This window comes from Mycoplasmopsis ciconiae, assembly GCF_036350065.1.
GTDB classification, from domain to species: domain Bacteria; phylum Bacillota_I; class Bacilli_A; order Mycoplasmatales; family Metamycoplasmataceae; genus Mycoplasmopsis; species Mycoplasmopsis ciconiae.
Window position 1 is genome coordinate 1 of record NZ_JAZDWZ010000021.1, and the last position, 554, is coordinate 554.

General features: G+C 26.7%; 1 protein-coding gene. It reads right to left on the reverse strand.

What is annotated here, in order from left to right:
• On the reverse strand, nucleotides 1–554 hold a 554-nt coding region (locus tag V2E24_RS03560), incomplete at both ends, for a restriction endonuclease subunit S (RefSeq protein ID WP_330501047.1).

A 554-nucleotide genomic window follows, 5' to 3' on the forward strand; every position in this document is an offset into this window, starting at 1 on the left:
TTCAAGTTTTTTTAACTTACGCTGATGAAGTGTGATGAGAGAGTTTAAATTTGTAAATAAATCTGCAATTTTTGTTTGTTCTTCATATGAATCGGTCGTAATTATTTTTTGAATGAATAATATTTGTTCATGAACCCTTTTTGATCCTGTTCCTACAGCTTCTTTTTCAGTTCTTTCATAAAAATCGGGATTAGATAAAATAAAATATATAAACTTTTTATGAATGTTATTTATATTTAATGAAGGAACATCTAATGAAGTACATTTGCCATCAAACTCATCTGTTATAAGAGCTATAGAACCTCTGAAAATATTTTGTTTTCCATATATTAATTGTCCAGATTTTCTTACAAAATATTTAGTGTTTTCAAAAATATCTTTATTTCTGGTTCTTCCTATTCTTAAACCTGTTAAATTAAGGCCTAATGTCATAATGTCTGAACTTTGAGTTATATCTTTTCTAATTAATTCAGATTTTGATAAGAAATCACCAACTAAATGTTGTTCCCAAGCGTGAGTAAAATTGTTGAATCTAATTTTTGGCTTACTCTCTG